The organism is Tsukamurella pulmonis, from assembly GCF_900103175.1.
Classification (GTDB): Bacteria; Actinomycetota; Actinomycetes; order Mycobacteriales; family Mycobacteriaceae; genus Tsukamurella; species Tsukamurella pulmonis.
This window is the reverse complement of the sequence record NZ_FNLF01000002.1, coordinates 2,726,010-2,750,527: the sequence shown is the minus strand read 5'-3', so window position 1 is coordinate 2,750,527 and position 24,518 is coordinate 2,726,010. Positions and strand designations below refer to the sequence as shown.

General features: G+C 72.2%; 23 protein-coding genes. 17 read left to right on the top strand and 6 right to left on the bottom strand.

Features of this window, described 5'->3' with window-relative positions; all coding sequences use genetic code 11:
* Positions 1–92: 92 nt before the first annotated feature.
* The 3 genes from BLQ62_RS13480 to pheT all read left to right on the top strand — a co-directional run bounded on the left by BLQ62_RS13480 (position 93) and on the right by pheT (position 4,178).
* The gene (locus tag BLQ62_RS13480; RefSeq protein ID WP_068531605.1) at positions 93–497 is read left to right on the top strand and encodes an MmcQ/YjbR family DNA-binding protein; all 405 of its coding nucleotides are present in this window, start codon (positions 93–95) and stop codon (positions 495–497) included.
* A 103-nt stretch (positions 498–600) separates the two neighbouring features.
* Positions 601–1,656 carry a phenylalanine--tRNA ligase subunit alpha gene (gene pheS / locus BLQ62_RS13475; protein WP_068568447.1) on the top strand — a complete coding sequence of 352 codons (1,056 nt, stop codon included), beginning with the start codon at positions 601–603 and terminating at the stop codon, positions 1,654–1,656.
* A gap of 53 nt (positions 1,657–1,709) precedes the next feature.
* Positions 1,710–4,178, top strand: coding sequence for a phenylalanine--tRNA ligase subunit beta (gene pheT / locus BLQ62_RS13470; protein WP_068568445.1), 2,469 nt, complete (start codon positions 1,710–1,712; stop codon positions 4,176–4,178).
* Between the two features lie 68 nt (positions 4,179–4,246).
* Here the strand turns inward: pheT and BLQ62_RS13465 are convergent, their stop codons facing one another.
* Entirely contained in the window at positions 4,247–6,079 is a 1,833-nt protein-coding gene (locus BLQ62_RS13465; protein ID WP_068568899.1) for a flavin-containing monooxygenase, read from the bottom strand.
* Positions 6,080–6,216: 137 nt separating this feature from the next.
* Here BLQ62_RS13465 and BLQ62_RS13460 point away from each other — a divergent pair, with 137 nt between their 5' ends.
* From BLQ62_RS13460 to BLQ62_RS13440, 5 genes are all read left to right on the top strand, one after another.
* Complete coding sequence (locus BLQ62_RS13460; protein ID WP_231857734.1) at positions 6,217–7,419, top strand: GAF domain-containing protein; 1,203 nt, start codon at positions 6,217–6,219, stop codon at positions 7,417–7,419.
* 89 nt (positions 7,420–7,508) lie between these two features.
* A complete protein-coding gene (locus BLQ62_RS13455) occupies positions 7,509–8,279 on the top strand; it encodes an acetoin reductase (RefSeq protein ID WP_068568443.1) in 771 nt (256 codons plus the stop codon).
* A gap of 13 nt (positions 8,280–8,292) precedes the next feature.
* Positions 8,293–9,486, top strand: a complete 1,194-nt coding sequence (locus BLQ62_RS13450) for a GAF domain-containing protein (protein ID WP_068531616.1) — start codon at positions 8,293–8,295, stop codon at positions 9,484–9,486.
* Between the two features lie 27 nt (positions 9,487–9,513).
* Positions 9,514–10,173 (top strand): PIG-L deacetylase family protein, encoded by a 660-nt coding sequence (locus tag BLQ62_RS13445; RefSeq protein ID WP_068531656.1) that lies wholly within the window; start codon positions 9,514–9,516, stop codon positions 10,171–10,173.
* A 74-nt stretch (positions 10,174–10,247) separates the two neighbouring features.
* A complete protein-coding gene (locus BLQ62_RS13440; RefSeq protein ID WP_170842912.1) occupies positions 10,248–11,033 on the top strand; it encodes an enoyl-CoA hydratase/isomerase family protein in 786 nt (261 codons plus the stop codon).
* 11 nt (positions 11,034–11,044) lie between these two features.
* Here BLQ62_RS13440 and BLQ62_RS13435 read toward each other — a convergent pair whose 3' ends face one another.
* Positions 11,045–11,269, bottom strand: a complete 225-nt coding sequence (locus BLQ62_RS13435; protein WP_068531617.1) for a hypothetical protein — start codon at positions 11,267–11,269, stop codon at positions 11,045–11,047.
* 154 nt (positions 11,270–11,423) lie between these two features.
* On the opposite strand from BLQ62_RS13435, the gene argC reads away from it, so the two are divergent.
* Genes argC through argH form a run of 8 tightly spaced genes read left to right on the top strand, consistent with a single transcriptional unit; the run spans position 11,424 to position 20,101 of the window.
* On the top strand, positions 11,424–12,458 hold the full coding sequence (argC, locus tag BLQ62_RS13430; RefSeq protein WP_068531619.1) for an N-acetyl-gamma-glutamyl-phosphate reductase: 1,035 nt from the start codon (positions 11,424–11,426) through the stop codon (positions 12,456–12,458).
* Positions 12,455–13,654 carry a bifunctional glutamate N-acetyltransferase/amino-acid acetyltransferase ArgJ gene (argJ, locus tag BLQ62_RS13425; RefSeq protein ID WP_114651893.1) on the top strand — a complete coding sequence of 400 codons (1,200 nt, stop codon included), beginning with the start codon at positions 12,455–12,457 and terminating at the stop codon, positions 13,652–13,654. Before argC ends, argJ begins: the two co-directional genes overlap by 4 nt.
* Positions 13,651–14,556: an acetylglutamate kinase gene (gene argB, locus BLQ62_RS13420; RefSeq protein WP_068568441.1), complete on the top strand. Its 906-nt coding sequence runs from the start codon at positions 13,651–13,653 to the stop codon at positions 14,554–14,556. Before argJ ends, argB begins: the two co-directional genes overlap by 4 nt.
* Positions 14,557–14,561: 5 nt before the next feature.
* Positions 14,562–15,755, top strand: coding sequence for an acetylornithine transaminase (locus BLQ62_RS13415; RefSeq protein ID WP_068568439.1), 1,194 nt, complete (start codon positions 14,562–14,564; stop codon positions 15,753–15,755).
* Positions 15,752–16,690, top strand: a complete 939-nt coding sequence (gene argF, locus BLQ62_RS13410; RefSeq protein WP_068531625.1) for an ornithine carbamoyltransferase — start codon at positions 15,752–15,754, stop codon at positions 16,688–16,690. Before BLQ62_RS13415 ends, argF begins: the two co-directional genes overlap by 4 nt.
* Positions 16,669–17,172, top strand: coding sequence for an arginine repressor (locus BLQ62_RS13405; RefSeq protein ID WP_068531662.1), 504 nt, complete (start codon positions 16,669–16,671; stop codon positions 17,170–17,172). The genes argF and BLQ62_RS13405 overlap by 22 nt, the downstream gene beginning before the upstream one ends.
* Before the next feature lie 35 nt (positions 17,173–17,207).
* Positions 17,208–18,629 (top strand): argininosuccinate synthase, encoded by a 1,422-nt coding sequence (argG, locus tag BLQ62_RS13400; RefSeq protein WP_068531627.1) that lies wholly within the window; start codon positions 17,208–17,210, stop codon positions 18,627–18,629.
* Between the two features lie 8 nt (positions 18,630–18,637).
* Positions 18,638–20,101 (top strand): argininosuccinate lyase, encoded by a 1,464-nt coding sequence (gene argH, locus BLQ62_RS13395; RefSeq protein WP_068568437.1) that lies wholly within the window; start codon positions 18,638–18,640, stop codon positions 20,099–20,101.
* 9 nt (positions 20,102–20,110) lie between these two features.
* On the opposite strand, the gene BLQ62_RS13390 is transcribed toward argH, so the two are convergent.
* From BLQ62_RS13390 to BLQ62_RS13375, 4 genes are all read right to left on the bottom strand, one after another.
* A complete protein-coding gene (locus tag BLQ62_RS13390; protein WP_068531630.1) occupies positions 20,111–20,713 on the bottom strand; it encodes a TetR/AcrR family transcriptional regulator in 603 nt (200 codons plus the stop codon).
* Positions 20,710–21,468 (bottom strand): ABC transporter permease, encoded by a 759-nt coding sequence (locus tag BLQ62_RS13385; protein ID WP_115391349.1) that lies wholly within the window; start codon positions 21,466–21,468, stop codon positions 20,710–20,712. Before BLQ62_RS13385 ends, BLQ62_RS13390 begins: the two co-directional genes overlap by 4 nt.
* A complete protein-coding gene (locus tag BLQ62_RS13380) occupies positions 21,465–22,196 on the bottom strand; it encodes an ABC transporter ATP-binding protein (RefSeq protein WP_068568435.1) in 732 nt (243 codons plus the stop codon). Before BLQ62_RS13380 ends, BLQ62_RS13385 begins: the two co-directional genes overlap by 4 nt.
* Before the next feature lie 95 nt (positions 22,197–22,291).
* Positions 22,292–23,062: an SDR family NAD(P)-dependent oxidoreductase gene (locus BLQ62_RS13375; protein WP_068568433.1), complete on the bottom strand. Its 771-nt coding sequence runs from the start codon at positions 23,060–23,062 to the stop codon at positions 22,292–22,294.
* Positions 23,063–23,227: 165 nt separating this feature from the next.
* Here BLQ62_RS13375 and BLQ62_RS13370 point away from each other — a divergent pair, with 165 nt between their 5' ends.
* Entirely contained in the window at positions 23,228–24,505 is a 1,278-nt protein-coding gene (locus BLQ62_RS13370) for a PucR family transcriptional regulator (protein WP_231857733.1), read from the top strand.
* Positions 24,506–24,518 lie beyond the last annotated feature (13 nt).

Sequence of the window (24,518 nt, the reverse complement as noted above, 5' to 3'; positions counted from 1 at the left end):
GGCGGATTGCCCTCGCGTGACGTCCGTGTTGCGCTCCGCCGGGCCGCGTGAGGCAGGTCGTGCATCTCGGGCATCGGGCGTACCCTCCGGTCATGGGTCGACGGGCGCGGATCGAGGACGTGGCGGAGATCGCGCTCGCCCTGCCGCGGGTCGTGGAGATCACCGCGTGGGGCGGCCGGACCGCATGGCAGGTGAGCAAGAAGGTGTTCTGCGGCAACCGGTCTCCGCGGCCCGATGCGATCGACGCCGACGGAGTCCGGCTCGACGACGTGATCCTGATCCGCACCCCGGACGAATCGGACAAGCTCGCGCTGGTCCAGGCCGACGGGCCGTTCTTCACCACCCCGCACTTCGACGGCTACAACGCGGTCCTCATCCGGGCCTCCCGGCTCCGGGAGATCACCCGGGACGAGCTGGCCGAAGTCATCGAGGACGCCTGGTGCGCGTGTGCCCCGAAGACCGTCGTGCGGGCGTGGATCGCCGAGCACGACGGCTGACCACCCGCTGGGCGCGGACCAGCGGTAATGCGTTTCCGATCGGAAAGAGCCGTCGACTAGTCTGGTCGGGTACCGTCCCACCCTCACCGAGGAGCTCAGATCCGTGTCGGAAGCCCAGAACGCCCCCGTCGACGACCTCAGCGAAGCCGCGCTCGACGCCTTCGCCGCGGAGGCCGCGAACGCGTTCGACGCCGCGACCGACCTGGACGCCCTGAACGCCGCGCGACTGGCGCACCTCGGTGAGAAGTCGCCGCTGGCGCTGAGCAAGCGGGCGCTGGGCTCCATCCCCAAGGAGGAGCGCAAGGACGCGGGCAAGCGCGTCAACGTGGCGCAGGGCCGCGCCCGCGCGGCCTACGAGCAGCGCAAGGCCGTGCTCGACGCCGAGCGTGACGCCGCCGTGCTGGTCTCCGAGTCCATCGACGTGACCATGCCCTCGGCCCGCACCCCGCAGGGCGCGCGGCACCCGGTCAGCATCATCGCCGACGAGGTCGCCGACTTCTTCGTCGGCATCGGCTGGGAGATCGCCGAGGGCCCCGAGGTGGAGACCGAGCACTTCAACTTCGACGCGCTCAACTTCCTCCCCGATCACCCGGCCCGGTCCATGCAGGACACGTTCTACGTGGCGCCGGAGGGCTCGCGGCAGGTGCTGCGCACCCACACCTCCCCGGTGCAGGTGCGCTCGATGCTCACGCGCGACGTGCCGATCTACGTGGCCTGCCCCGGCCGCACCTTCCGCACCGACGAGCTGGACGCCACCCACACCCCGGTGTTCAGCCAGGTCGAGGGCCTCGCCGTCGACAAGGGCCTGACGATGGCGCACCTGCGCGGCACCCTCGAGGCCTTCGCCAAGGCGATGTTCGGCCCCGAGACCACCACCCGCATGCGGCCCAACTACTTCCCGTTCACGGAGCCGTCGGCCGAGGTCGACGTGTGGTTCCCGAACAAGAAGGGCGGCGCCGGCTGGATCGAGTGGGGCGGCTGCGGCATGGTCAACCCGAACGTGCTGCGCGCCAGCGGTATCGATCCCGAGGAGTATTCGGGCTTCGCCTTCGGCATGGGCCTCGAGCGCACTCTGCAGTTCCGCACCGGCCTGTCGGACATGCGCGACATCGTCGAGGGCGACGTGCGCTTCACCCTGCCCTTCGGCGTGCGCGGCTAGCGCCGAACCCCGACCCCGCTCCCCAGCAAACCTCCAGGAGAAGGACTTCCACCGTGCGCGTTGCACAGTCATGGCTCACCGAGATCCTCCGTCGCGACACCCCGGACTGGGGCGTCACCGCCGACGAGCTGGACGCGGGTTTCGTGCGCGTCGGCTTCGAGGTCGAGGAGCTCGACTCGCTCGATACCGTGACCGGCCCGCTGAAGGTCGGTCGCGTCGTGGCGATCGAGGAGCTCACGAACTTCCGCAAGCCGATCCGGTTCTGCCAGGTGGACGTGGGCGAGGCCGAGCCGCGCGACATCGTCTGCGGCGCCCGCAACTTCGCCGAGGGCGATCTCATCGTCGCGGCGCTGCCCGGTGCCGTGCTGCCCGGCGACTTCGCGATCGCCACGCGCACGACCTACGACCACATCTCCGACGGCATGATCTGCTCGGTCTCCGAGCTCGGCCTCGGCACGGACCACTCCGGCATCCTCGTGCTGCCCGCGGGGACCGCGCAGCCCGGTGACGACGCCAAGCAGGTGCTCGGCATGGACGACACCGTCATCGAGCTCAACGTGACGCCCGACCGCGGCTACGCCTTCTCCGTGCGCGGCCTCGCGCGCGAGCTGGCGTGCGGGTACGACCTGCCCTTCACCGACATCACCACGCCGTCGGACAAGCAGGGCGCGGGCGTCGGCGCGGTCGACGTGACCGTCGAGCCGGAGTCCGGCTGCACCCGGTTCACCGCGCTGCGCGTCGAGGGCATCGACCCGAAGGCCGTGAGCCCCTGGTGGTTGCAGCGACGCCTGCTCACCTCGGGCGTGCGCCCGATCAGCGCGGCCGTCGACGTGACCAACTACCTCATGCTGCTCACCGGACAGCCGCTGCACGCCTTCGACGCCGACCTCGTCCGGGGCGGCCTGACGGTGCGCGCCGCGCGCGCCGGCGAGACGCTGGAGACCCTCGACCACGTCGAGCGGAAGCTCGATCCCGAGGATGCGGTCATCGTGGACGACTCCGGCCCCGTCTCGCTGGCGGGCGTCATGGGCGGCGCGACCACCGAGGTGGGTGAGGAGACGGTCAACGTGATCCTCGAGGGCGCGATCTGGAACCCCGTCAAGGTGTTCCGCACGGGCAAGCGGCACAAGCTCAGCTCGGACGCCGCGAAGCGGTACGAGCGCACCGTCGACCCCGCGATCTCCGTGTGGACCGTGCGCGAGGCGGCCCGCCTGCTCACCGAGATCGCGGGCGGCACCGTCGTCGGCGACCTCACCGACCTCGGCTCCTACGACGACCGTCCGCAGGTCACGATCGCCGCGGACCGCCCCGACCGCGTCGCGGGCATCTCCTACGCCGCGGGCACGACGGTGCGCCGCCTCACCCAGATCGGCTGCACCGTGCAGGGCGAGAGCAGCCTCACGGTGACCCCGCCGACCTGGCGTCCCGACCTGACCATGGTCGCCGACCTGGTCGAGGAGGTGCTGCGGCTCGAGGGCCTCGAGCAGATCCCGCCGGTGCTGCCCGCCGCCCCCGGCGGCCGCGGCCTCAACGCCCGCCAGCGCCGCCGCCGGATCGTGAGCCGCTCGCTCGCGCACACCGGCCACGTCGAGGTGCTGACCAGCCCGTTCCTCCCCGCCGACGTGTTCGACACCTGGGGGCTCGAGGCCGACGACGCGCGCCGCACGACGACGAAGGTGCTCAACCCGCTCGAGTCCGACCGGCCGGCACTGGCGACGACGCTGCTGCCCGGCCTGCTGGAGATCCTGGCGCGCAACGTCGCCCGCGGCCAGCGCGACCTCGCGCTGTACACGATCGCGCAGGTCGTGCTCCCCACCGCCGCGACGGTCGCGATCGATCCGATCCCGGTGGACCGCCGTCCCACGGCGGAGCAGATCGACGCGCTCAACGCCTCGCTGCCGCACCAGCCCGAGCACATCGCGCTCGTCTTCGCCGGACAGCGGACCGTCGCCGGTCCGTGGGGCGCCGGGCGCGCCGCGGACGCGACGGATGCGTTCGAGGCGGTGCGGGAGATCGGCCGCGCGAGCAACATCGAGTTCACCCTGCGGGCCGCGCAGTACGCGCCCTTCCACCCCGGCCGCTGCGCCGAGGTGCTCGTCGGGGAGACCGTCGTCGGGCACGCGGGCGAACTGCACCCGGCCGTGCTCGAGCGCGCCGGGCTCCCCGCCCGCACGTGCGCGGTCGAGATCGATCTCGACGCGGTCCCGCTGGTGGAGAACCTGCCCGCGCCGGTGGTCTCGCCGTTCCCGGCGGTCCTGCAGGACGTGGCGGTCGTCGTCGACGGTGCCGTGCCCGCGGAGGCCGTCCGGGCCGCGCTCGCCGACGGTGCGGGCGAGCTGCTCGAGGCGATCGCGCTGTTCGACGTCTTCACCGGCACGCAGGTGGGCGAGGGACGCAAGTCGCTCGCCTTCTCGCTGCGGTTCCGCGCGGGCGACCGCACGCTGACCGAGGACGAGGCCTCCGCCGCCCGCGACGCCGCGGTGGCGAACGCGGCAGAGCGGGTCGGCGCCGTCCTGCGCTGACCCTCCCCGGACATGGAACCGGCCCCGGCGGTGCACGTGCTACCGCCGGGGCCGGAGTCTGTGACGGCCTAACTGGTGTGGTGCACCTCGGCCAGCTTGTAGACGGGGGTGTCGATGCCCTCGTAACGCGCCTTGAGCTGCAGCGCCAGGTACAGCGAGTAGTGCCGCGACTGGTGCAGGTTGCCGCCCATCATCCAGAGGCCGGGCACCTGCGTGGGCTTCCACATGTTGCGCTGCTCGCCCTCCCACGGGCCCGGGTCCTTGGTGGTCTCGGAGCCGAGGCCCCAGCACTTGCCCAGCGTATCGGCGGTCTCCTGGCCCATGAGGTCGGCCGCCCAGCCGTTCATCGAGCCGTAGCCGGTCGCGTAGACCACGAGATCGGCGGGCAGGACGGTGCCGTCCTGGAGCACGACCGCGTCCTCGGTCAGGTGGTCCACCTGGCCCTTGGCCAGCTTGATCGAGCCGTCGATGATCAGGCCCGCCGCGCCGACGTCGATGTAGTAGCCCGAACCGCGGCGCAGGTACTTCATGAACAGGCCGGAGTCGTCGTCACCGAAGTCGAGCTCGTAGCCCGCCTTCTCCAGGCCGTCGTAGAACTCGGCGTCGATCTCGCGGACCTTGTCGTAGATCGGCTTCTGGAACTCGTTCATGATCCGGTAGGGCAGGGAGGCGAAGATCATGTCGGCCTTGTCGGTGGTCACGCCGTTGGCGACCGCCCGCTCGCTGTAGAGATCGCCCAGGCCGTGCTCCATGAGCGACTCGGACTTGATGATGTGCGTGGAGCTGCGCTGCACCATCGTCACCTCGGCGCCGGCCTCGATGAGCGCCTTGCTGATGTCGAGCGCGGAGTTGTTGGCGCCGATGATCACCACCTTCTTGCCGGCGTAGGCGTCCGGTCCCGGATGCTTCGACGAGTGGTGCTGCTCGCCGGCGAAGACGTCCATGCCCGGGAAGTCCGGGATGTTGGGCTTGCCCGACATGCCCGTCGCGAGCACCAGCTGCTTCGGGTGCAGGGTCAGCTTCTCGCCGTCCTTGTTCACCTCGACGGTCCACTCGCCCTTCGCCTCGTCGTAGGAGGCGGACAGGGCCTCGGTGCGCGACCAGTACGGCACCTCCATGACGCGGGTGTACATCTCCAGCCAGTCGCCGATCTTGTCCTTCGGGGCGAAGACGGGCCAGTTGGCGGGGAAGGGGAGGTAGGGCAGGTGGTCGTACCAGACGGGGTCGTGCAGGCACAGCGACTTGTAGCGCCCGCGCCACTGGTCGCCGGGGCGGTCGTACTTGTCGACCACGAGGGCGGGGACTCCGAGCTGGCGCAGGCGGGCACCGAGGGCGATGCCGCCCTGGCCGCCGCCGATGACGAGGGTGTCGGGCTGGATGGAGCGGCCGAGCTCGGCCTCCTCCAGCTCGCGGCGCTCGGCCCAGGTGGGGGCGTCGTTGTGCGCGCCGTGCACCGCGCCCATGGGACGGTTGACGCCGAAGGACTCCTCGTGGCCCTTGAGCTCACGGAGTGTGGTCAGCAGCGTCCACGCCCGGTCGACGCCGTCGTCGCCCTGCCGGATGCGCAGGTGGCCCTTGCCCCGGCCCACGCCGGTCTCGAAGCCGAGGAAGGCCTCCGCGACCTCGTCGCCCGTGGCCGGGTCGGTGGTGACGAAGCCGCTCGGTGCGGTGTCACCGAGGCGCTCGGTGAGCATCGCGGCGATCTGGTCGCGGCCCTCGCTGGTGTGCAGGTTCCAGGTGAACGAGACCAGATCGCGCCAGAAGCCGCCGGGCTCGAACAGGTCGACCGCCGCTGCGACGTCCCGCGCGACGAGGGCCTCCTCGAACCGGGCGAGCCAGGCCTCGATCCGCTCCTGGGGTCCGGTGGCGACGCCCTGTGTCGATTCCGCGATCGCGGTCATGTCGTTCTCCTTCACGGTCGGTGTGGCTGTGGTGTGAATCACACGCTTCGTGTGACGGATGCGACAAGGGTTGCGCCCCGTTGCACGGTTCTGCGCGAACGCCCCTGCCGTGACGGGCGACGATGCAGAATCGAGGGGTGGCACACGCAGTGGAACCGGCGGTGGCGCACGGAGAGGATCCCCGGACCTATGCGCGCCTGCTGGCGGAGGTGTACGACGCGACGATGGCCGGGGAGCGGCCGCCGGCGCGTCCGCGTGAGGTGATCGGGGACTCCTGGGAGCGGGTCATCGCCGCCGGCCTGCGGCCCGATGCGGGCGCCGCGCCCGCGATCCACTCGGCCGCCCTCGCCCGGCTGCGCCGGGAGTCGGGGCTGGCCGGCTTGATCGACGACTTCACGGGCGGTCTGGCGCCGATCACCGACGCCGGATCGAGCATCATGGTCGTCTCCGACGCCGAGGGCCGCCTGCTCTGGCGCAGCGGCTCGACGCGGGTGCTCCGCGAGGCCGACCGGCTCGGCTTCGTCGAGGGCGCCGCGTGGTCGGAGAACGACGTGGGCACCAACGCCATCGGTACCGCGCTGGCCTCCCGGGCGGCCGTGCAGACCTTCTCCGCGGAGCACTTCGCCCGCAACCAGCACCCGTGGACCTGCTCGGCGGCGCCGATCCGGGATCGCCGCACGGGCCGGGTGCTCGGCGTCGTGGACGTGAGCGGGCCCGCGTCCACCGTGCATCCCACGACGTTGGCGCTGGTCGCCGCCGTTGCGAGCCTGGCCGAGGCTTCGCTGCGCGAGGCGCACCTGGCTGGGCTGGATCAGTTGCGCACCGTCGCGGCGCCCCTGCTCGCGGGACTCTCGGGTCCGGGCCTCGTGGTCGACGCCCACGGCTGGGTGGCCGCGGTCGGGCAGCTGGCGCCGTGCACCCGCGTCACGCTGCCGAGCGCCGTGGACTCCGCCCACCTGTGGCTCCCCGAGCTGGGGCAGTGCACCGTCGAACCGTTGCCGGGCGGCTGGCTGCTGCGGCCCGTCGCCGAGGAGCCGCGCGACGGCACCACCCGGGTCACCCTCGACCTGCGGGCGGGGAAGGCCCCGTCGGTCACCGTCGCGGGCGCCACGGGGGAGTGGCGGCACCAGCTCACGCCCCGGCACGCGCAGATCCTCGAGCTCCTCTCCGACGGGCACGGGCGGACCGCGGCGCAGGTCGCGGCGGCGTTGTTCGGCGACGCGGGCCGGGTGGTCACCGTGCGCGCGGAGATCTCCCGGCTGCGCCGGGTGCTCTCCGGGCTGATCGCCGCCCAGCCCTACCGCTTCGCCGACGCGGTGACCGTCGAGACGCTCCGCTGAGCCGGCGCCGCCGCAACCCCGTGCAACCTTGGCGACTGTGTCGCCGGTCACATAGACCGGTGTGACACGTCGACGAAGGGACGCACACGATGGCACGCATCGCATTGGTGACGGGGGCGGGACGAGGGATCGGCGCGGGTATCGCGCGACGACTCGCGGCCGACGGTCTGGACCTGGCACTGGTGGACCTCACCGCCGACGGCGTCGAGGCCGTCGCGGAGGAGATCCGGTCGACGGGACGCCGCGCGGTCGCGCTCACGGCCGACGTCTCCGATCGCGACGCGGTCTTCGGCGTCGTCGCAGCCGCCGTCGAGGCGCTGGGTGGGCTCGATGTGATGATCAACAACGCCGGCGTCGCGCTGGTCGGGCCGGTCGCGGACGTGACGCCCGAGGAACTGCGCCGACTGTTCTCCGTCAACGTCGACGGCGTGCTCTGGGGCATCCAGGCGGCGGCGGCCTCCTTCATCGAGCGCGGCGTGCGCGGCAAGATCGTCAACGCCGCGTCCATCGCCGGGCACGAGGGCTTCGCCATGCTCGGCGCGTACAGCGCCACCAAGTTCGCGGTCCGCGGCTTCACCCAGGCCGCCGCGAAGGAGTACGCGACCCACGGCATCACGGTCAACGCCTACTGCCCCGGCGTGGTGGGCACCGACATGTGGGTCGAGATCGACCGCCGGTTCGCCGAGCTCACGGGCGCCGAGGTCGGCGCGACCTACGACCAGTTCGTGGGCGGGATCGCCCTCGGCCGCGCGCAGACCCCCGAGGACGTCGCCGCCTTCGTCTCCCACCTGGCCTCGCCCGACTCGGACTACATGACGGGGCAGGCGGTGCTGATCGACGGCGGCCTGGTCTACCGGTGACCGAGGGACCCCGATGACGGAACCGGCGATGTCGGCGGGCGAGGACCCGCGGAGCTACGCGCGCCTGCTCACGCAGGTCTACGACGCGACCATGAGCGGCGACCGACCGCCGGCCAGGCCGCGCGGCGTGATCGGCGACTCCTGGGAGCGGGTGCTCGCGGCGGGACTCGCGCCCGACGCGGATGCCGCGCCCGCCCTCGGGTGGATGGATCTCGAGCTGCGGCGACGACAGTCGGGCCTCGGCCCCGTGCTCGAGGAGCTGACCGCGGGCCTGGACCCGCTCACCGCCGACGGCGACAACATCCTCGTCATCGCCGATCGGTTCGGCCGCGTGCTGTGGCGCTCCGGCTCGACGCGGGTCCTCGCGCACGCGGACCGGCTCGGCTTCGTCGAGGGCGCGGGCTGGGCCGAGGATGAGGTGGGGACCAACGCGATCGGGACGGCCATCGCCTCGCGCACGCCCGTGCAGATCTTCTCCGCCGAGCACTTCGCCCGCAGTCACCATGCCTGGACCTGTGCGGGCGCGCCCATCCGCGACGTGCACACCGGCCACATCCTGGGCGTGGTCGACGTCTCCGGTCCCGCCGCGACGGTGCACCCGACGACGCTCGCTCTGGTCTCGACCGTCGCCAAGCTGGCCGAGGCGCGGCTGCGCGAGGCGCACCTCGCGGGCCTGGAACGGCTGCGGTCCGTGGCGGCGCCGATGCTGGCCGGGCTCGGCCGGCCGGGACTGGCCGTGGACGTGAACGGGTGGGTCGCCGCGGTCGGCGCACTGCCCCCGCGCACGCGCGTCGCGCTGCCGACCGACCTGACGGGGCCGAGCGTCCTGCTGCCCGAACTCGGCCCGTGCACCGTCGAGCCGCTGCCGGGCGGGTGGCTGCTGCAGCCCGATCCGGGCGACGGGGCGGAGCCGGTCACCCGCGTGACGCTCGACCTGCGGCCCGGCCGCGCACCGGAGGTCGCCGTCGCGGGCCGCGGGGGCGCGTGGCGGTACCAGCCCTCCCCGCGGCACGCGCAGATCCTCGCCCTGCTCGCCGACGGTGCCGGGCACACCGCCGCGCAGTTGGCGCAGGCGTTGTTCGGCGACCGCGGGCGGGTCGTCACGGTGCGGGCCGAGATCTCCCGGCTGCGGCGCGTGCTGTCCGGGGTGATCGCGGCGCAGCCCTACCGGTTCGCCGACGGCGTCTCGGTCGAGTTGCTGCGCTGACCGGTCCCGGCCTCTAGCGTGGGGAGCGTGAGCGAGCCGCAGATCTTCCCCGAGGACTGGACCACGGCGCTCGTCCTGGTGGCGCACCCGGACGACCCCGAGTACGGGATGGCCGCCGCCGTCGCCCGCTGGACGTCCGAGGGGAGGACGGTGGCCTACGGTCTCGCGACCTCGGGTGAGGAGGGCATCGAGGGCATGTCGCCCGGCACCGCCGGCCCCGTGCGCGAGGAGGAGCAGCGACGGTCCGCCGCCGTCGTCGGGGTCGACGAGGTGCGGTTCTGGGGCTACCCGGATTCGCAGCTGCGCAACACCCCGGAGCTGCGGGAATCGATCCGCAAGTCCATCGCCCGGTACGCACCCGACATCGTGATCACGCTGTGGGGCGGACCGGACTGGGGCAACGGTATCGCCAATCAGAGCGACCACATGGAGTTCACCCGCGCGGTCGCCGAGGCGGGCGCCGAGGCCGGCGTGCGGCTGTTCCAGACGTGCCCCGATCCCACGCTGATCGTCGACGTCACGGGATTCACCGAGCGCGCGGTGGAGTCGCTCGCCGAGCACCGGCAGTACCTGTCCGTGCTGGACCCGCAGACGCCGGTGATCGAGCAGGCCCGCGCGCAGGTCGCCTCCGCGTGCCTGCCGCGCGGCGAGTACCGGCACACCGTGGGCTTCCGGGACCTCGCCTGACCGACCGCAGCGCGGGTACCGCGCTGTGAGAGTGTGGGCGCGAACGGTTCCCGCGGCGGAAGAAGGATTCAGTGGTGGACGAGACGGGCGAGAGCGCGCCGGCGGGCGGCGCGGGACTGGGCTTCGGCATCGACGAGCGGGGCGTCGCGACCCTCACCCTGCAGCGACCCGACGCCGCGAACGCCCTGAACCAGCCGCTGGCGGACGCGCTCGTCGCAGCCGTGCGGTCCATCGGCGCCAACGATGCGGTCCGCGTGATCGTGCTGCGCGCCGAAGGGCGGTTCTTCTGCGCGGGCGGCGACGTCAAGGCGATGGTCGCGGCATCGGATCGCGGGACGATGCTCGACGTGTTGGCCGGCACGATCCACGAGGCGCTCGCGGGGCTGGACCGGCTTGCCGTGCCGGTGGTCGCCGCGATCCAGGGTCCGGTCGCGGGCGGCGGCCTCGGGCTGGTGCTCGCCGCCGACGTCGCGATCGCGGCGGATGCGGCGCACTTCTCCACGGCGTACGCGGGCGTGGGGCTGAGCCCCGACTGCGGCGTGTCGGCGCTGCTGCCGAAGGCGGTGGGGATGCGGCGCGCGCTCCGGATGCTGCTGGACGGCGAGCGGATCGATGCGCCGACCGCCGCCGCATGGGACCTCATCGACCGGGCCGTGCCCGGGGGCGAGCTCGAGGCCGAGGTGGGCGCGGCGGTGGACCGGCTCCTCGCCGGCCCGTACCCAGGTCTGGGCGAGGCGCGCCGCCTGGTACGGGCGTCGTACGCGAGCAGCTACGGCGAGCAACTCGACGACGAGCGCCGCACCATCGCCCGGACCGGCACCAGCGACGCCGCGGCGGCGCGGCTCGCGCGCTTCGCCTGACGCGGCGGTGCTCAGCCCAGGTGGAAGGCCTGCGTGATGTGGTTGCCGCGCCGGTGATCGCCCACCAGGCTGGGGCGCCCGCGGCCCATCTTCACCAGCATGGCGCGGTTCTCCACGCGCGGTGCGAAGCCGTCGAGGACGCGGTTGACGCTGCCGCGCAGGCCGCGCTCGCGGCGCGGGAGCGACAGCGGCTGCGTCAGGGCGTCGGGGTTCGAGTTCGGAAGGTCGTTGCGCATATCAGGTCTTTCGGACGGGTGCAGTGGATCGTTACTGCTATCGACCGTGCCCATCACGCCTGGTCGGAGCCTGGCGGGAAGCTGTGGGGGTGCCAAGGAAGTGGGTTCGCCGAGCCAGTGTGAATAGGCTTGCATGATGGTGCATAATCATTGCATGACTGTTTCCGTGGCGATCGCGGGCGCGAGCGGCTACGCCGGGGGAGAGATCCTCCGGCTGCTGCTCGGCCACCCGCAGTACCTGTCCGGCGAGCTCACGATCGGCGCGCTCACCGCCGGCGGCAACGCCGGCAGCACGCTCTTCGAGCACCACCCGCACCTGCTGCCGCTCGCCGACCGCGTCCTGGCCGAGACCACCCCGGACACGCTGCGCGGCCACGACGTCGTCTTCCTCGGGCTGCCGCACGGCAAGTCGGCCGAGATCGCCGAGGCGCTGCCCCCGTCGACCCTCATCATCGACTGCGGTGCCGACTACCGGCTCAAGGACGCCGCGGAATGGGAGCACTACTACGGCAGCGCCCACGCCGGCACCTGGCCCTACGGTCTGCCGGAGCTCCCCGGCAACCGGGACGTGCTCGCCGGCGCGTCCCGCATCGCCGTCCCGGGCTGCTACCCGACGGTGTCGACCCTCGCCTTCCTGCCCGCCGTCGCCGCCGGCATCGTCGCGCCCGAGGTCACCGTGGTCGCCGTGAGCGGCACGTCGGGCGCCGGGAAGTCCCTGCGGACCGACCTGCTGGCCTCCGAGGCCATCGGCTCGGCGCGCGCCTACGGCGTGACCACCCACCGGCACACGCCGGAGATCACCCAGAACCTGTCGGCGGCCGCGAATTCGCCCGTCACCGTCTCGTTCACGCCGGTCCTCGTGCCGATGGCGCGGGGCATCCTCGCCACCGTCTCCGCCCCGACGACGGTGACAGCCGCGCAGGCCCGGGAGGTCTACGCGGCGGCCTACGCCGACGAGCCCTTCGTGCATCTGCTCCCCGAAGGGGTGCAGCCGCAGACGAAGTCGGTGCTCGGCAGCAACGCCGTGCAGGTGCAGGTGGCCGTCGACGAGCGCGCCGGTCGGCTCATCGCCACCGCCGCGATCGACAACCTCACCAAGGGCACCGGCGGCGCCGCCGTGCAGTCCATGAACCTCGCGCTCGGCTGGCCCGAGACCGCCGGCCTGTCCACCGTAGGAGTCGCACCGTGACCTTCAAACTCGTTCGGAACCAGGGCGTCACGGCGCCGCTGGGGTTCAAGGCCGCCGGCATCGCGGCCGGGATCAAGGCCTCGGGCAAGCCCGACCTCGCGCTCGTCTTCAACGAGGGCCCGCACTACGCGGCGGCCGGCGTCTTCACCCGCAACAAGGTCAAGGCCGCCCCCGTGCTCTGGAGCCAGCAGGTGATCAAGGACGGCCACCTGCGCGCGGTGATCCTCAACTCGGGCGGCGCCAACGCCTGCACCGGGCCCGGCGGCTTCCAGGACACGCACGCCACCGCCGAGAAGGTCGCGGAGACGCTGAGCCACTGGGGGACTGAGACCGGCGCCGGCGAGGTCGCCGTGTGCTCCACCGGCCTCATCGGCGACCGGCTGCCGATGGACAAGCTGCTCGCCGGCGTCACCGAGATCGTGCACGAGATGGGTGGCGGCCTCACCGGCGGTACCGACGCCGCGCACGCGATCATGACCACCGACACCGTGCCCAAGGAGACCGCGCTGCACCACTCCGGCGGCTGGAACGTCGGCGGCATGGCCAAGGGCGCCGGCATGATGGCGCCCTCGCTGGCGACGATGCTCGTCGTCCTCACGACCGACGTGCACGCCACCCCCGAGCAGCTCGACGAGGCCCTGCGGCACGCCACGAGCTACACCTTCGACCGGCTCGACGTGGACGGCGCCACCTCCACCAACGACACGGTGCTCCTGCTGAGCAGCGGCGCGAGTGAGAAGGCCTGCACGCAGGAGGAACTCAACGCCGCCGTGCGGGCGGTCTGCGACGACCTCGCCGCGCAGCTGCAGGGCGACGCCGAGGGCGTCACGAAGCGGATCCTCATCACCGTGACCGGCGCCGCCTCCGAGGAGGAGGCGCTGATCGGGGCCCGCGCCATCGCCCGCGACAGCCTGGTCAAGACCGCGCTGTTCGGCAGCGACCCCAACTGGGGTCGCGTCATGGCTGCGATCGGCATCGCCCCGATCGAGCTGGTCCACGACAAGCTGACCGTCTCCTTCAACGGGCAGCCCATCGCCGAGAACGGCTGCGGCGTACCGGGGGCGCGCGAGGTCGACCTCTCCGGGCCGGAGATCGACGTCACCGTCGACCTGGGCCTCGGGCGCGGCACCGCGACGATCCGCACCACGGACCTCTCGCATGCGTACGTCGAAGAGAACTCGGCGTACTCCTCATGACCGCACCCGATCTCACGCCGCTCGACAAGGCCGGCGTCCTCGCCGAGGCGTTGCCGTGGCTCCTGGACTTCCACGGCAAGACCGTCGTGGTCAAGTACGGCGGCAACGCCATGGTCGACGACGAGCTCAAGCGCTCCTTCGCGCAGGACATGGTGTTCCTGCGGACCTGCGGCCTGCACCCCGTGGTGGTGCACGGTGGGGGCCCGCAGATCAACGCGATGCTCAAGCGGCTCGGCATGGAGGGCGAGTTCCGCGGCGGCTTCCGCGTGACCACGCCCGAGGTGATGGACGTGGTGCGCATGGTGCTCTTCGGCCAGGTCGGGCGCGAGCTCGTCGGGCTGATCAACTCCTACGGGCCCTTCGCCGTCGGCATGTCCGGCGAGGACGCGCACCTGTTCACGGCCACCCGCCGGGAGGTCGTGGTCGACGGTGCGCCCACCGACATCGGGCTGGTCGGCGACGTCACATCGGTGAGCCCCGACGCGGTGAACGACCTCATCGCGGCGGGCCGGATCCCCGTGATCTCCACGATTGCCCCCGACGCCGACGGTGTGGTGCACAACATCAACGCCGACACCGCCGCCGCCGCGCTCGCGGAGGCGCTGGGCGCGCAGAAACTGGTGGTGCTCACCGACGTCGAGGGGCTGTACACGAACTGGCCCGACCGCTCGTCGCTGACCTCCGAGATCGACACGGACGCGTTGACGGAACTGCTGCCGAGCCTCGATTCCGGCATGGTCCCCAAGATGGAGGCCTGCCTGCGAGCCGTGCACGGGGGCGTCCCCACCGCGCACGTCATCGACGGGCGGGTGCCGCACTCCGTGCTCCTCGAACTGTTCACGAGCAAGGGCATCGGCACCATGGTGACCCCGCCGAAAACTCCTTCACAGACCTGGATCTGAGACACATGACGAACGAAGCAATGCAGTCCCGGTGGAACGCCGCGGTGATGGACACCTACGGCACCCCGCCCATCGCGCTGGTCTCCGGCCGCGGCGCGACGGTGACCGACGCCGACGGCACCGAGTACATCGACCTCCTGGGCGGCATCGCCGTCAACGCCCTCGGCCACGCGCACCCGAAGATCATCGAGGCCGTGACCCAGCAGGTCTCGACCCTCGGGCACGTCTCGAACCTCTACATCAGCGAGCCCGTCGTCCGCCTCGCGGAGCGCCTCACCGAGGCCGTGGGCGTCCCCGGCACCCGCGTGTTCTTCAGCAACTCCGGCGCCGAGGCCAACGAGGCCGCCATCAAGATCGGCCGGCGCACCGGTCGCACCGCGATGGTCGCCGCCGAGGGCGCCTTCCACGGCCGCACCATGGGCTCGCTCGCGCTCACCGGTCAGCCCGCCAAGCGGGAGCCCTTCGCGCCGCTGATCGAGTCGGTCACCCACGTGCCCTACGGCGACGCCGCCGCGCTGCGGGCGGCCGTTTCGGGTGACAACGGCGCGATCGCTGCGGTTTTCCTGGAGCCGATCATGGGCGAGGGCGGCGTCGTCGTCCCGCCCGAGGGCTACCTCGCGCAGGCCCGCGCCGCAGCGACGGACGCGGGCGCGCTCCTCGTCTTCGACGAGGTGCAGACCGGGATCGCCCGCACCGGAACACTGTTCGCGTACCAGCGGGTGGGCGTGACCCCGGACGTCTTCACCCTCGCCAAGGGGCTCGGCGGCGGCCTGCCCATCGGCGCGACGGTGGCCGTCGGCGCCGCCGGGGAGTTGCTCACCCCGGGCCAGCACGGCACCACCTTCGGCGGCAACCCGATCGCGGCCGCTGCGGCCAACGCGGTCCTCGACGTGATCGAGGCCGAGGGCCTGGCGGAGCGCGCCGATGCCCTCGGCAAGCACATCGCCGCCACCGTCGAGGGGTTCGGTCACCCCCTCGTCACCGGCGTGCGCGGCTCCGGCCTGCTGCTCGGGATCACCCTGTCCCGTGGTGTCGCCAAGGCGATCGAGGCCGGAGCCCGGGACGCGGGCTTCCTGCTCAACGCCGCCCAGCCCGACGTGATCCGCCTCGCCCCGCCGCTGGTCCTCACCGACGAGCAGGCCGACCGCTTCCTCTCAGCCCTGCCCTCTCTGCTCGACTCAGCCCAGGAGACACCATGACCCGCCACTTCCTCCGCGACGACGACCTGTCGCCCGCCGAACAGCGCGAGGTGCTCGCGCTCGCGGCCGAGCTCAAGGCCGCGCCGTTCTCGCGGCGGCCGCTGGAGGGCCCCAAGGGCGTGGGCGTGCTGTTCGACAAGAACTCCACCCGCACCCGATTCAGCTTCGACGTCGGCATCGCGCAACTCGGTGGGCACCCCGTCGTGGTGGACAGCAAGTCGACGCAGATGGGCCGCGACGAGTCCCTCGCGGACACCGCCCGCGTGCTCTCGCGCTTCGTCGACGCCATCGTCTGGCGCACCTACTCCCAGGCGGGACTCGAGGAGCTCGCCCGGTACGCGACGGTGCCCGTCGTCAACGCCCTCTCCGACGACTTCCACCCGTGCCAGATCCTGGCGGACCTGCAGACCATCGCCGAGCGCAAGGGCGCCGAAGGCACGGGTTCCGTTGCGGGCTTGAAGCTCACGTACCTCGGCGACGGCGCGAACAACATGGCGCACAGCTACATGCTCGGCTGCGTGACGGCCGGCATCGACGTGACCATCAGCGCACCGGCGGGCTTCCAGCCCGACGAGCGGTTCGTCGAGGCGGCCCGGGCCCGTGGCCGCGAGACGGGTGCGGAGGTCAGCGTCATCCCCGATCCCGTGCTCGCCGTCGCGGGCGTCGACGTGGTCGTCACCGACACCTGGGTCTCGATGGGGCACGAGGACGACGGCGTCGACCGCAACGCGCCGTTCCGGCCGTACCAGATCAACGACGCGCTCCTGGCCCACGCGGATCCGGACGCGATCGTGCTGCACTGCCTGCCCGCGCACCGCGGCGACGAGATCACCGACGAGGTGATCGACGGGCCGCAGTCCGCGGTCTTCGACGAGGCCGAGAACCGCCTGCACGCGCAGAAGGCGCTGCTGACCTGGCTGCTGGAGCACTCGTGAGCGAGCAGCCGCTCGCCACGCGCGCCGGGCGGCAGGCGGCCGTCGTCGAGATCCTGGCGAACCACCAGGTGCGCAGCCAGGCCGAGTTGCAGGCGCTGCTCGTGCGCGGGGGCTACGAGGCCACGCAGGCCACCATCTCACGCGATCTCGACGAGCTCGGCGCCGTGAAGCTGCGCGGCGCCGACGGCGGAGCCGGGGTGTACGTCGTGCCCGAGGACGGCTCACCGGTGCGCGGCGTCTCCGGCGGCACCGAGCGGCTCTCCCGCCTGCTGGGGGAACTGCTCGTCTCCACCGATCACAGCGGCAACATCTGCGTCCTGCGCACCCCGCCCGGGGCGGCGAACTTCCTCGCCAGCGCGTTGGACCGCTCCTCGCTGCCCGAGGTCGTCGGCACCGTCGCCGGCGACGACACCGTCCTGGTCGTCGCGCGCGAGCCCCTGACCGGCAAGGACCTCGCCGAGCGCCTCGTGGCGCTCGCCTGAATCCGCACACTCACCACCAGATAGGCTTATCGACCATGTCCAAGGTCCTCTCCACCCTGCCCATCGGCGAGCGCGTCGGCATCGCCTTCTCCGGCGGCCTCGACACCTCCGTGGCCGTCGCCTGGATGCGCGACAAGGGCGCCGTGCCCTGCACCTACACCGCGAACATCGGTCAGCCGGACGAGCCGGACATCGACGCCGTTCCCGGCCGTGCCAAGGAGTACGGCGCCGAGATCGCGCGCCTGGTGGACGTGCAGCCGCTGCTGGTGCAGGAGGGCATCGCCGCCCTGCAGACCGGGGCCTTCCACATCCGCTCGGGCGGCAAGACCTACTTCAACACCACCCCGATCGGGCGTGTCGTGACCGGCACCATGCTGGTGCGGGCCATGAAGGAGGACGGCGTCGACATCTGGGGCGACGGCTCCACCTACAAGGGCAACGACATCGAGCGGTTCTACCGCTACGGCCTGATGGCGAACCCGGCGCTGCGCATCTACAAGCCGTGGCTGGACTCGCAGTTCGTCACCGAGCTCGGCGGCCGCAAGGAGATGAGCGAGTGGCTCGTCGCGCACGGCTTCCCCTACCGCGACTCCACCGAGAAGGCCTACTCGACCGACGCCAACATCTGGGGCGCCACGCACGAGGCGAAGGACCTGGAGTACCTCAACACCGGCGTCGTCATCGTCGATCCGATCATGGGCGTCGCCCCGTGGGACGAGTCCGTCGAGATCACGACCGAGGACGTCACCGTCACCTTCGAGGCCGGCGTGCCCGTCGCGATCAACGGCGTCGAGTACTCCGACCCGGTCGAGCTGGTCCGCGAGGCGAACCGCATCGGCGGCCGCCACGGCCTGGGCATCTCCGACCAGATCGAGAACCGCATCATCGAGGCGAAGTCGCGCGGCATCTACGAGGCGCCCGGCATGGCGCTGCTGCACGCCACCTACGAGCGGCTGGTGAACGCGATCCACAACGAGGACACCATTGCCACGTACCACAACGAGGGCCGCCGCCTGGGCCGCCTGATGTACGAGGGCCGCTGGCTGGACCCGCAGTCGCTCATGCAGCGCGAGGCCATCATCCGCTGGGTCGCGTCCGCCGTCACCGGCTCGGTCACGCTGCGGCTGCGTCGCGGCGACGACTACTCGATCATCGACACCACCGGCCCCAACCTCTCGTACCACCCCGAGAAGCTCTCGATGGAGCGCGTCGGCGACGCCGCCTTCGGCCCCGACGAGCGCATCGGCCAGCTCACCATGCGCAACCTCGACATCGCGGACTCCCGTTCGCGGCTCGAGCAGTACGCGGTGCAGGGCATCGTCGCGGGCGAGACCGCCGCGCTGGTCGGCGAGCTGGAGCAGGGCGGCGCCGAGGCCATCGTCGCGGGCGGGGAGAAGACCCCGTCGAACTTCGACGAGGTCGGCAACCACGCCGCGTTCGACCTCGGCACCGACTAGGAGATCCGTTGAGCGAGAACGCCGAGAAGCACGCCGGCGAGCCGGCATCCAAGCACGGCACCAACGAGGGCAGCCTGTGGGGCGGGCGGTTCGCGTCCGGCCCCGCCGAGGCGATGGCCGCGCTGAGCAAGTCCACGCACTTCGACTGGGCGCTGGCCCCGTACGACGTGCGCGCGTCGAAGGCGCACGCCCGCGTGCTGAACCGCGCCGGACTGTTGTCCGACGCGGACCTCGAGGCGATGCTCGCTGCGCTCACCCGGCTCGGCGAGGACGTGGCCTCGGGGGCCTTCCAGCCCGCCGAGTCCGACGAGGACGTGCACGGCGCGCTGGAGCGCGGGCTCATCGAGCGCGCCGGCCCCGAGGTGGGCGGCCGGCTGCGCGCGGGCCGGTCCCGGAACGACCAGGTGGCCACGCTGTTCCGGCTGTGGCTGCGCGATGCCGTGCGGCTCGTCGCGGTCGGCGTTCTCGACGTGGTGGACGCGTTCGTCGCGCAGGCGCAGGCGAACCCCGATGTGATCCTGCCGGGCAAGACGCACCTGCAGGCGGCGCAGCCGATCCTGCTCTCGCACCACCTGCTGGCCTACACGCACCCGCTGCTGCGGGACGTGCAGCGGCTGCAGGATCTGGACAAGCGGATCGCGGTCTCGCCCTACGGTTCCGGCGCGCTCGCAGGCTCGTCGCTGGGGCTGGACCCCGACGCCATCGCGGCCGACCTCGGTTTCGACTCGGCCGCCGACAACAGCCTCGACGCGACCGCCTCGCGCGATTTCGCAGCCGAGGCGGCGTACGTCTTCGCGCAGATCGCCGTCGACCTCTCGCGCTGGTCGGAGGACGTGATCCTCTGGAGCACCGCTGAATTCGGTTACGTGACGCTCGCCGACGCGTGGTCGACGGGGAGCTCGATCATGCCGCAGAAGAAGAACCCGGACGTCGCGGAGCTCTCCCGTGGCAAGGCGGGCCGGCTCATCGGCAACCTCTCGGGCCTGCTGGCGACGCTCAAGGCGCAGCCGCTCGCGTACAACCGGGATCTGCAGGAGGACAAGGAGCCCGTCTTCGATTCGGTGGAGCAGCTGCGGCTGCTGCTGCCGGCCGTCGCCGGACTCACCGCCACGCTGACCTTCCACCCGGAGCGGATGGGTGCGCTGGCGCCGGCCGGCTTCACGCTCGCCACCGACGTGGCGGAGTGGATGGTGCGGCAGGGCGTGCCCTTCCGCGTCGCGCACGAGGCGGCGGGCGAATGCGTCCGCGCCGCCGAGTCGCGCGGGGTGGGCCTCGACGGCCTCACCGACGCCGAGTTCGCCGCGATCCACCCGGCGCTGACCCCGCAGGTCCGCGAGGTCCTGACCGTGCGCGGTTCGGTCTCCTCCCGCGACGCCCGCGGTGGTACAGCCCCGTCCGCGGTGGCGAAGCAGCTCTCCGCGGTCAGTGCCGCCGTCCCGCCGCTGCGCACCTGGGCCACCACAAGCGCCTGACCCGAGGAATCAGGCGCGGGGGAGCGGGCCGGTGATCACCTGCTGCAGCGGCGGCGCGGCGAGGGCGACGACCTCGTCGACGGTGAGCGAGGCGAGGGGCTCGAAGCCGACGACGTAACGCGCGACCAGTAGGCCGAAGACCTGGGCGATCATGAGGTTCGCGCGCAGCACCCCGTCGCCGGGGCCCGCGTCCATCCGCTCGATCAGCTCGGCGAGGGCGATCTCGAGCAGGAAGCCGCGCACGATCGCCGGGTCACCGTCGTTGCCGAGGTTGGTGCGGATCACCGCGACGCCCACCTCCCGCAACGGGCCGTCCCACATGGTCAGCAGCGCACGCAGGAGGACGGGTGCGGCTTCCTCGAGCGGTGCCTCCCGCAGCGGCGCGCGCACGAACTCCGGGTCGACGGGGATCGCGAGCGCGGCCAGGTACAGCTGCTGCTTGGTGCCGAAGTAGTGGTGCACCAGCGCCGTGTCCACGCCGGCGGCCCCGGCGATCGATCGCACCGTCGTGCCGGCGAGGCCGCCACGGGCGAACGCGGCGCGCGCGGCCCCGAGGATCTCGGCGCGCGTGTCCGGGCTGCCGGACCTGCGGCCCGACCGGCGCTGCGTCATGAGACCTTCCGCGGCAGTGTGGCCGCCGCGAGGGCCAGCGCGGTGACGGCGAATCCCGCCACCACGGAGAGCGAGGTCCACATCGTGCCCGTCGGCGAGGCGTGCGCGCCGACCTCCTGCAGGGCCTGCACCGCGTAGGTCATCGGCAGTACGTCCGCGATGCCCTGCAGCCAGCCCGGCATGGCGTCGTGCGGGACGAGTAGGCCGCACAGGAAGATCTGCGGCACCACCACGATCGGCATGAACTGCACCGCCTGGAACTCGGTGCGGGCGAAGGCGCTGAACAGCAGGCCCAGCGCGACGCCGAGCCAGGCGTCGACGACGGCGATGAGGACGACCAGCCAGACGCTGCCGGCGGTCTCCATGCCGAGCAGGTACGTCGCGACGGTGGTGGCGAGCACCGCCTGCACGGTGGCGGCCAGAGAGAACGCGACCGCGTAGCCGAGCAGCAGATCCGCCTTGGCCAGCGGCGTGGTGAGCAACCGCTCCAACGTCCCGGAGGAGCGCTCGCGCTGCATCGCGATCGACGTGACGATGAACATGAGGGCGAACGGCAGTACCCCGAGCAGCACCAGGGCGATGCGGCTGAACAGCGCCGGGCCGCCGGGGGAGTCGTGGTACAGGAAGTACAGGAGCGTCAGCAGCGCCGTCGGCACCACGACGACCATCGCGACGGTGCGCGGGTCGGCGCGCAGCTGACGGAGTACGCGGACGGCGGTCGCCCGGGTGATGCTCGGATTCAGGACGGTGCTCATGCCGTGGCCTCCTGCGCACGGACGAGCGTCAGGAAGGCCTCGTCGAGAGTGGGGGCGCCGGTGCGGGAGAGCAGTTCCGGCGGTGTGAGCGCGGCGACGAGGCGCCCCTCGCGGAGCAGGAGCAACCGCGAGCAGTGCGCAGCCTCGTCCAGGACGTGGCTCGAGACGAGCAGGGTGGTGCCGGCCGCCGCCATCGCGCTGAACCGCTCCCACAGCTCGGCGCGCAGCAGCGGGTCGAGGCCGACGGTGGGCTCGTCGAGGATGAGGAGCTCGGGGTGGGCGACCAGCGCGCACGCGATGCTCACGCGGGAGCGCTGCCCACCCGAGAGCGCTTCCGCGCGCCGGTCCGCGAAGTCGCCGAGCCCGACGGCCGCGATCGCCTCGGCGACGTCGGCCTGCGCCGACGCGCGCCGGGCCGGGTACAGCGCGCCGAAGTACTCGACGTTCTGCGCCACGGTCAGGTCGCCGTAGACCGCGGGGGACTGCGTCGTGTAGCCGACACGAGCCCGCAGATCCGCGCTGCCGGCGGGGCGGCCGAGGACCGTCGCGCTCCCGCGGGTGATCCGCTGCGCCCCGACGATCACCCGCATGAGCGTCGTCTTCCCGGAGCCCGACGGGCCGAGCAGTCCCGTGATGGCCCCGGCGGGGATCTCGGCGTCCAGGCGGTCGAGGACCGTGGTACTCGACCGCACCACGGTGAGGCCGGCGAGGGTGATCGCGCTGTTCATGGCGCCTCCTGGTAATTCACTGTTCGATGAATTCATCGGTCAGTGAATTATGCGTCGGGATGCGCCGCGCGGTCAACCCCCGGAGCGGTGCGGTGTCAGAACAGTCCGGCGTCCAGGCCGCCGTCGAGCACCAGTCCGCTGCCGTTGCAGAACGTCGACTCGTCGCTCGCGAGGAAGGCGACGGCCCGCGCCACCTCGTCCTCCGTGCCCCAGCGGCCCTGCTTCTGCTCGATGAGCGCGTCGAATCCGCCGGAAGGCATCCCGAGTGCGGCCTCGAACGCCGCCGACTGGTGGGTGACGAGCGCGGTCGCCACGAACCCCGGCAGCACTGCGTTCACGCGTACGCCGTGTGCGCGCAGCTCCGTCGCTGCGGTCTTGGTCAGGTTCACCACTGCGGCCTTCGCCGCGCCGTAGTGCCCGACGAGCGGGGTGCCCGCCGTTGCGGTGACGGACGCGACGTTGACGATCGTGCCGCCGCCGCTCGCGATGATCGCCGGCGCGGCGTAGCGCATCGACAGGAAGACGCCGTCGAGGTTGATGGACATGACCTTGCGCCACTCCGCGAGGTCCATCTGCAGCAGCGGTGCGACGGAGGCGATGCCCGCGTTGGGCACCATGACGTGCAGGCCGCCGTGGTCGGCGACGGTGCGTTCCACCAGCGTGCGCACCTGGTCCTCGTCGCGGACGTCGCATGCGACGGCGTGCGCGCCCGGGAGCTGTGCGGCGGCCGCCACGGCGCCGGCCTCGTCGATGTCCGAGACCACGACCGTCGCGCCGCCCTCGCTCAGTCGGCGCGCAATGGCGAATCCGATCCCGCGTGCGGCGCCGGTGACGATCGCGGTCCTGCCCTGGAAATCCTCGGTCATGGTGTGTGTCCTCCCGTGATGGTCGGTATTCGTCGATGTCGTCCTGACGGTAGGAGTGCGTGTGGTAGGAATCACTGTGTCCAGCGCACGAACATGGCGCGATGGTTTGGTTCTTTCTCCCGCTCGGCAGTGAGAATTCCGGTCTCGGAGACCAAAGGTGAGGTGATGGCGGTGCGAAACGAGCCGGCGGCGCGCGAGCGGGCGCGCGAGTGCATGGCGGCTGCGGCCCGCGCGATGAACGAGACACGTGGCCCGCTCTCGGACGCCGTGCACCAGCAGCTCGCCGCGGGCATCCCGGAGTTGCGCGGCGATCCGGCGCTCCTGGAGCTCCTGCGGGCCAGTACCGAGAGCAACATCGAGACGTTCCTGCACTTCGCTCAGCACGCGATCCCCGTGGAGGAGATCGCGCCGCCCACCGCGGCGCTGGCCTACGCGCGCCGGTTGGCGCAACGCGGCACATCGTCGAACGCGCTGCTGCGGGCGTACCGGCTCGGCCAGCGCGGCATCGTCGAGCTCGGCTTCGCGGAGGTCGACCGGCAGGCGGGCGACGCCGAGGTCGCGTACCTGGCCGCGCAGATGCTGCACGAGGAGGCGTTCCGGTACGTCGATCGCGTCGCCCAGCAGGTGGTGACGGAGTACGAGGCCGAGCGGGAGCGCTGGCTCGCCAACCGCAACTCCGTGCGCTCGGCGATGCTGGCGAGGGTCCTCGACGGCGAGGACGTCGGGGTGACGGTCGCCGAGACGGCGCTGCGCTACCGCCTGCGCCGCCGACACCTGGGGCTGGTGCTGTGGAACGCCGCCGGCGCGGAGACGGCCGGCGCGCTACGGGACCTGGAGTCGTTGGCGGGGGCGGTCGCCCGCGTCGCGAGGTCGGGGGAGCCGCCGCTGTTCATCCCGCACGACGGTTCGCTGGCCTGGGCCTGGATCGCCGTGCCGGGGGAGGCGGGTGAGCCGGCGGTCGACGACATCCGCGGCGTCGTGACGGGGGCGGGCCCCGATCTGCGGGTCGCCATCGGCACGTCGGCGTCGGGGCCGGAGGGGTTTCGGACCACCCACAGGCAGGCACTCCGCGCCCGCGAGGTGGCCGTGATCGCCGACGAACGCGCGCACCCCGTCACGGCGTACGGGGCGGAGGGGGTGCGCGCCGCGGCGCTGGTGGCCGCGGACGTCGAGGTCGGACGGGAGCTGGTCGCGGCGGCCCTGGGGGCGCTCGCCGTCGACGACGAGAACGCGGCGCGCCTCCGCGAGACCCTGCTGGTCTTCCTCGGCGAGGGCGGTAGCTACCTGTCCACCGGGCGTCGCCTGCGCATTCACAAGAACACGGTGAAATACCGTGTCGACCGGGCGGCGGAGGCGCGCGGACGCCCGATCGATGCGGATCGCTTCGAACTGGAGCTGGCGCTGCACGCCTGCCGCTGGTTGGGGAGCGCGGTGCTGCGCTGATCGGTGTCCCCGG

Bases quoted from the DNA above. Each gene is read 5' to 3' on its own strand.
- BLQ62_RS13480 (WP_068531605.1), top strand. From the start codon at position 93: ATGGGTCGACGGGCGCGGATCGAGGACGTGGCGGAGATCGCGCTCGCC.
- BLQ62_RS13465 (WP_068568899.1), bottom strand. From the start codon at position 6,079: ATGACCGCGATCGCGGAATCGACACAGGGCGTCGCCACCGGACCCCAG.
- BLQ62_RS13455 (WP_068568443.1), top strand. From the start codon at position 7,509: ATGGCACGCATCGCATTGGTGACGGGGGCGGGACGAGGGATCGGCGCG.
- BLQ62_RS13450 (WP_068531616.1), top strand. From the start codon at position 8,293: ATGACGGAACCGGCGATGTCGGCGGGCGAGGACCCGCGGAGCTACGCG.
- BLQ62_RS13435 (WP_068531617.1), bottom strand. From the start codon at position 11,269: ATGCGCAACGACCTTCCGAACTCGAACCCCGACGCCCTGACGCAGCCG.
- argC (WP_068531619.1), top strand. From the start codon at position 11,424: ATGACTGTTTCCGTGGCGATCGCGGGCGCGAGCGGCTACGCCGGGGGA.
- argB (WP_068568441.1), top strand. From the start codon at position 13,651: ATGACCGCACCCGATCTCACGCCGCTCGACAAGGCCGGCGTCCTCGCC.
- BLQ62_RS13415 (WP_068568439.1), top strand. From the start codon at position 14,562: ATGACGAACGAAGCAATGCAGTCCCGGTGGAACGCCGCGGTGATGGAC.
- argF (WP_068531625.1), top strand. From the start codon at position 15,752: ATGACCCGCCACTTCCTCCGCGACGACGACCTGTCGCCCGCCGAACAG.
- argG (WP_068531627.1), top strand. From the start codon at position 17,208: ATGTCCAAGGTCCTCTCCACCCTGCCCATCGGCGAGCGCGTCGGCATC.
- BLQ62_RS13390 (WP_068531630.1), bottom strand. From the start codon at position 20,713: ATGACGCAGCGCCGGTCGGGCCGCAGGTCCGGCAGCCCGGACACGCGC.
- BLQ62_RS13385 (WP_115391349.1), bottom strand. From the start codon at position 21,468: ATGAGCACCGTCCTGAATCCGAGCATCACCCGGGCGACCGCCGTCCGC.
- BLQ62_RS13380 (WP_068568435.1), bottom strand. From the start codon at position 22,196: ATGAACAGCGCGATCACCCTCGCCGGCCTCACCGTGGTGCGGTCGAGT.
- BLQ62_RS13375 (WP_068568433.1), bottom strand. From the start codon at position 23,062: ATGACCGAGGATTTCCAGGGCAGGACCGCGATCGTCACCGGCGCCGCA.
- BLQ62_RS13370 (WP_231857733.1), top strand. From the start codon at position 23,228: ATGGCGGTGCGAAACGAGCCGGCGGCGCGCGAGCGGGCGCGCGAGTGC.